Raw genomic sequence first — 4,655 nt, 5'->3', positions numbered from 1 at the left:
GGCCCGACACCGTCGGGCATGCCGGGGCTTTTCGGATCCTGAAGGGTTTCAGAGGTACTGCGCGAAGCCGTCCAGGACGCGCAGGACCTCCGCCTCGGGCTCCGAGGGGAGCTGGAGGACGACTTCCTCGATGCCCAGGGCGGCGTAGTGGGCCATCTTGCCCGGGGTGGGCTGGACGGCGTACGGGACCACCTCCGGCTTGGGGTACGCGGCGCTGGCCTGGACGGAGGAGAACCGGCCGGCGTACGCCGTGGCTCCCTGGAGGCGGCTGTCCTGAAGGACGTAGCCGCCGGCCTTGGTGCGGTTCCCGGCCGGGAGTTCCTCCCACCGGGCGGCGGTCATGAGCGGGCCTCCGGTACGAAGACGCTGACCCGGTACGTGGTCGGGTGCGTCAGGCGGCCGCAGAAGGTGTCCAGCCGGAGCTGCTCCGGGTCGACCACGCCCTCCGTGACCAGGATCTTCCCGGCCTCAGCGGTCGCGGTATACCTCGCGCCGATGCCCTGCGGCCAGCACCCAGACGATGAGTCGGCCGTCCTCGACGGTGTACACCACGCGGTAGTCGCCGACGCGCAGGCGCCAGCGCGACGCGTGGCCCTGAAGGGCCTTGATGTCGAACGCTGCCGTGTCCCCCGCCGTGAGGGCCCTCTGCAATTCGGCGAGCCGGTGCAGGATCCGAAGGGCGTCGGGGCGGGGGACCTTGAGCAAGTCGCGTTGTGCGTGTGAGGTGAACCGGGTGACGTGGCCCATCGGTCACGCCTGCTGGTCGCGGAGGATGGCGGCCATCTCCTCAAGCGAAACGGATCCCTCGACGCCTTCGCCCTCGGCTTCGTCGGCGAGGCTGTTCAGCCAGGCGTCCTCTGCCTCGTCGGCGAGGCGGCGCAGCCGCTGGTACTCGTCGATGTCGATCACGACGGCCTCCTGCTTGCCGCGGCGCGTGATGATCGTCGGCACCCCCTCACGGTGTGCGCGGTCTATGGCGTCCGCGAGGTGACTGCGTACCTCGGCCATGGATTCGATCACGGGCTCACTCATGCCATGAATGTACCAGATGTACATGCCGTACATGAGTGGCGCCCGGGTCACAGGTACTGCGCGAAGCCGTCCAGGACGCGCAGGACCTCCGCCTCGGGCTCCGAGGAGAGCTGGAGGACGACTTCCTCGATGCCCAGGGCGGCGTAGTGGGCCATCTTGCCCGGGGTGGGCTGGACGGCGTACGGGACCACCTGGAGGGACTTGGGGTCGCGGCCCGCGGTTTCCCAGGTCCGGCGCAGCACCGGGAGGGACTCCGTGAGGCCGCCGCCGCCGATCGGGAGCCAGCCGTCGGCGTGGTCGGCGATGGCGGCGAAGAGCTTCGGTCCGGCCTGGCCGCCGATCAGGGTGCGCGGGCCGTGCAGCGGGACGCCCGGGCCGAGCTCGCGCGGGGCCTGGACCGGCTTCGGGTACGCCGCGCTGGCCCGGACGGAGGAGAACCGGCCGGCGTACGCCGTGGGCTGCGGGGCCCACAGGGCGCGCATCAACGCCATGCGGTCGCGGACGAGTTCGCGGCGGGTGCGCCACTCGACACCGTGATCGGCGGCCTCCTCCACGTTCCAGCCGTAGCCGACGCCGAGGGTGACCCGGCCGCCGGAGAGGTGGTCCAGGGTCGCGACCTGCTTGGCGAGGTCGATCGGGTCGTGCTGGGCGACCAGGGTGATGCCGGTGCCGAGGTGGAGCCGCTCGGTCACGGCGGAGGCCTGGCCGAGGGCCACGAAGGGGTCGAGGGTGCGCCCGTACATCTCGGGGAGTTCGCCGCCCATGGGCGCGGCGGTGTCCCGGCTGACCGGGATGTGGGTGTGCTCCGGGAGGTAGAGGCCGGAGAAGCCGCGTTCCTCCAGGGCGCGCGCGAGGCGGACGGGGGAGACGGTGCGGTCGGTGAGGAAGATCGTCGTGGCGATCCGCATGTGGGCTGACACCTCCGTGACGTGGGAGGGCCACGGTACGTCGTGGCGCCGCGAATGGTGAGCGTGCGTCAGCCCCGGGGGTAGCGGGCCAGCCAGCCCGGGGAGGAGACCGCCGGGCCGTGCAGGGCGGGGCCCTGGGTCATCTCCAGGGCGAAGTCGTCGGAGAGTTCCAGGATCGTCGCGCGCCCTTCGAGGTCGGCGAGCCAGGCCGCCGGGAGGGCGGTCTCGCCGTGCAGGGCGCCGAGCAGCGCCCCGCACAGGGCGCCGGTGGCGGTGGAGTCGCCGCCGTGGTTCACGGAGAGGCGCAGGCCGTGCGCGACGTCCTCGGCGACGAGGGCGCAGTACACGGCGACGGCGAGGGCGTCCTCGGCGTCGCGGCCGTCGCCGGGGGAGAGGGACTCGACCATCTTCGGTGACGGGGCGCCCTGGGTGACGGCGGCCACCGCCCGCTGGAGGGCGTCGGTGACGGGCTGGTGGCCGTGGCGGGAGCCGAGCAGGCCGAGGGCGCGCTGGATGGCCGCGTCGAGGGAGTCGCCGCGGGTCAGGCCGTGGACGATGACGGCGAGGGCGCCGGCCGAGAGGTAGGCGGTGGGATGGCCGTGGCTCTGCGCGGCGCACTCGACGGCGAGTTGGAGGACCAGGGCCGGCTCCCAGCCGACCAGCAGCCCGAAGGCGGCCGAGCGGACGGTGGCGGCGGCGTCCCGGGCGGTGGGGTTCTTCGGCTGCTCCAGGGTGCCCAGGGTCTCGTCGGCGAAGCCGGTCATGCAGGCGCGGTCGGGGCCGCGGCGGGCGTAGAGCCACTCCTCCTGCGCGAGCCAGCCGTTGTCCTTGCGGCGCTCGTCGGGGCCCCAGTCGTGCTGGGTGGCCGCCCAGCGCAGGTACGCGCGGTGGACGTCGGTCGGCGGGTGCCAGGCGCCGGTGTCCCGGCGCACGTGGGCCCGTATCAGCCCGTCCACGGTGAACAGGGCCAGCTGGGTGGAGGCGGTGACGGTGCCGCGGCGGCCGTAGGCGGCGGCCGGTTCGGTCAGGCCCTCCAGGCCGTGGGTCTCGCGGATGCCGTCGAGCGAGAGGCCTGCGACGGGCGCGCCCAGGGCGTCGCCCATGGCGGAGCCGAGGAGGGTGCCGCGGACGCGGCTGCGGAAGTCCTGCTGTTCGGCGCGGCCCCACAGGCCGGTGGTCACCGCGGTCCGGCCGCCGAGGGTGTCGCCGGCGCCGGGGCCGTTGCTCGGGCCGAGACCGGCTCTGCGTGATCCGGCCAGCCCGGCCGGGTCCGCGGGCCCCCCCGGGCCCTCATTTTGCGCATGCGTATCCGTCGCCGTGTCCATCGCGATCCCCCTGCCCAGCCCCCGCTTGCTCTGGCGCGCACTGTAGTAGACAGGCTCGATCGAATCCGGAAGTAGTCGGTCATGAGGCCCGGAAGTGAGCACAGAACGGCCGGAATGTGTCCGGGAATGTGCATGGGATCCGTCGCGCACGTGCGGAATCGGCCAGTGGCACGTTTTGCCACTTGCCTTCGGACCGGTCGGTTTCGGCCACGCCGCGTTCACGCGCAGTTCTCCGGCCGCCCACAGCCTCAGAGCCATGAAGAAGGCCATGAAGAAGGCACTGCTCGCCGCGACCACCGTCGCCTCCGCACTCACCGTGTCCCTGGTCGCGGCCCCCGCCGCCACCGCCTCCGGTGCGGACCTCCCCTGGAACGGCCACCACGGCCGGTCCATCCCCTTCACCGAGGCCACCGTCACCGCCGGCGCCGACGGCTCGTACACCCTGAAGTGGACGGCGAAGGGCACCAAGCGGGTCGAGATCAAGGCGAACGGCAAGGTCGTCGCCAGGGGCGGCGCCCAGGGCCAGGCCCTGGTCAAGGGGCTGCCCGCCGCCGACCGCCAGTGGTTCGACTTCAAGCCGGAGCACGGCGCGGGCCTGCGCCTCGCCGACCGCCTGATCAAGCTCGACGGCGCCGTCAACTTCCGCGACGCGGGCGGCTACCGCACCACCACCGGCCAGTGGGTGAAGATGGGCGAGGTCTACCGCTCCGACGCCCTGAACAAGCTCACCGCGAACGACCTGGCCAAGCTCCAGCGCCTGCGAGTCAAGACGGTCTTCGACCTGCGCATGACGGAGGAGCGCACCAAGGACGCCGACCAGGTCCCCGCGGGCGCCACCTACGTCGTCGCCGACGTCTTCGCCGGGTCCCCCGCCTTCCAGACCATGCCCAAGTCGCCCGACGAGGCCGTCAAGGCCATGGTCGACGCCGAAAAGGCCATGGTCTCCGGCGAGGGCGGCAAGAAGGCGTACACGCAGGTCCTCGAAGGCATCGAGCGCGACCGCGGCCGCGCGGCCCTCTTCCACTGCACCGCAGGCAAGGACCGCACCGGCTGGGCCGGCGCCACCCTGCTGACCGCCCTCGGCGTGCCCCGCGAGACCGTCGAGGCCGACTACCTGGCGAGCAACGACTACCGCAAGGCCGCCAACGACGCGGTCCTCTCCCACCTGCCCGCCGCGCAGGCCGCCGTCTACAAGCCGATGCTCGACGTGCGGCCCGAGTACCTGAACGCCGGGTACGACGAGGTCGAGGCCGCGTACGGCTCCTTCGGGCGCTACCTCAAGGACGGGCTCGGCATCGACGCGCGCGAGCTGAAGGAGCTCAAGAAGGACCTGCTGGTCGGCTGATCCGCCGCCGCGCAGGGCGGGAGCCCGGCCGGATGCCTCCCGGCC

The 4,655-nt window shown here is 72.8% G+C and carries 6 protein-coding genes; 1 reads left to right on the top strand and 5 read right to left on the bottom strand.

The window, feature by feature from the left end:
- Positions 1–48 precede the first annotated feature (48 nt).
- From ACFWB8_RS36760 to ACFWB8_RS36740, 5 genes are all read right to left on the bottom strand, one after another.
- Positions 49–342: a hypothetical protein gene (locus ACFWB8_RS36760; RefSeq protein ID WP_385237585.1), complete on the bottom strand. Its 294-nt coding sequence runs from the start codon at positions 340–342 to the stop codon at positions 49–51.
- Between the two features lie 126 nt (positions 343–468).
- On the bottom strand, positions 469–747 hold the full coding sequence (locus ACFWB8_RS36755) for a type II toxin-antitoxin system RelE/ParE family toxin (RefSeq protein ID WP_385237582.1): 279 nt from the start codon (positions 745–747) through the stop codon (positions 469–471).
- A gap of 3 nt (positions 748–750) precedes the next feature.
- Complete coding sequence (locus tag ACFWB8_RS36750) at positions 751–1,032, bottom strand: type II toxin-antitoxin system Phd/YefM family antitoxin (RefSeq protein ID WP_385237579.1); 282 nt, start codon at positions 1,030–1,032, stop codon at positions 751–753.
- A 47-nt stretch (positions 1,033–1,079) separates the two neighbouring features.
- A complete protein-coding gene (locus ACFWB8_RS36745; RefSeq protein WP_385237576.1) occupies positions 1,080–1,940 on the bottom strand; it encodes an LLM class F420-dependent oxidoreductase in 861 nt (286 codons plus the stop codon).
- Between the two features lie 68 nt (positions 1,941–2,008).
- Complete coding sequence (locus ACFWB8_RS36740) at positions 2,009–3,121, bottom strand: ADP-ribosylglycohydrolase family protein (protein WP_385237588.1); 1,113 nt, start codon at positions 3,119–3,121, stop codon at positions 2,009–2,011.
- 400 nt (positions 3,122–3,521) lie between these two features.
- Between ACFWB8_RS36740 and ACFWB8_RS36735 the strand changes: the two genes are divergently transcribed.
- Positions 3,522–4,610: a tyrosine-protein phosphatase gene (locus ACFWB8_RS36735; protein ID WP_385237573.1), complete on the top strand. Its 1,089-nt coding sequence runs from the start codon at positions 3,522–3,524 to the stop codon at positions 4,608–4,610.
- Positions 4,611–4,655 lie beyond the last annotated feature (45 nt).

Origin of the sequence: Streptomyces sp. NPDC060031 (genome assembly GCF_042736805.1) — a bacterium.
Lineage (GTDB): Bacteria > Actinomycetota > Actinomycetes > Streptomycetales > Streptomycetaceae > Streptomyces.
The sequence above is the reverse complement of the archived record's forward strand: the minus strand, read 5'-3'. Positions and strand labels throughout refer to the sequence as shown.

Excerpts from the sequence above, each read along its gene's own strand:
- ACFWB8_RS36755 (WP_385237582.1), bottom strand. The coding sequence starts at position 747 with ATGGGCCACGTCACCCGGTTCACCTCACACGCACAACGCGACTTGCTC.
- ACFWB8_RS36745 (WP_385237576.1), bottom strand. The coding sequence starts at position 1,940 with ATGCGGATCGCCACGACGATCTTCCTCACCGACCGCACCGTCTCCCCC.
- ACFWB8_RS36760 (WP_385237585.1), bottom strand. The coding sequence starts at position 342 with ATGACCGCCGCCCGGTGGGAGGAACTCCCGGCCGGGAACCGCACCAAG.
- ACFWB8_RS36750 (WP_385237579.1), bottom strand. The coding sequence starts at position 1,032 with ATGAGTGAGCCCGTGATCGAATCCATGGCCGAGGTACGCAGTCACCTC.
- ACFWB8_RS36735 (WP_385237573.1), top strand. The coding sequence starts at position 3,522 with ATGAAGAAGGCCATGAAGAAGGCACTGCTCGCCGCGACCACCGTCGCC.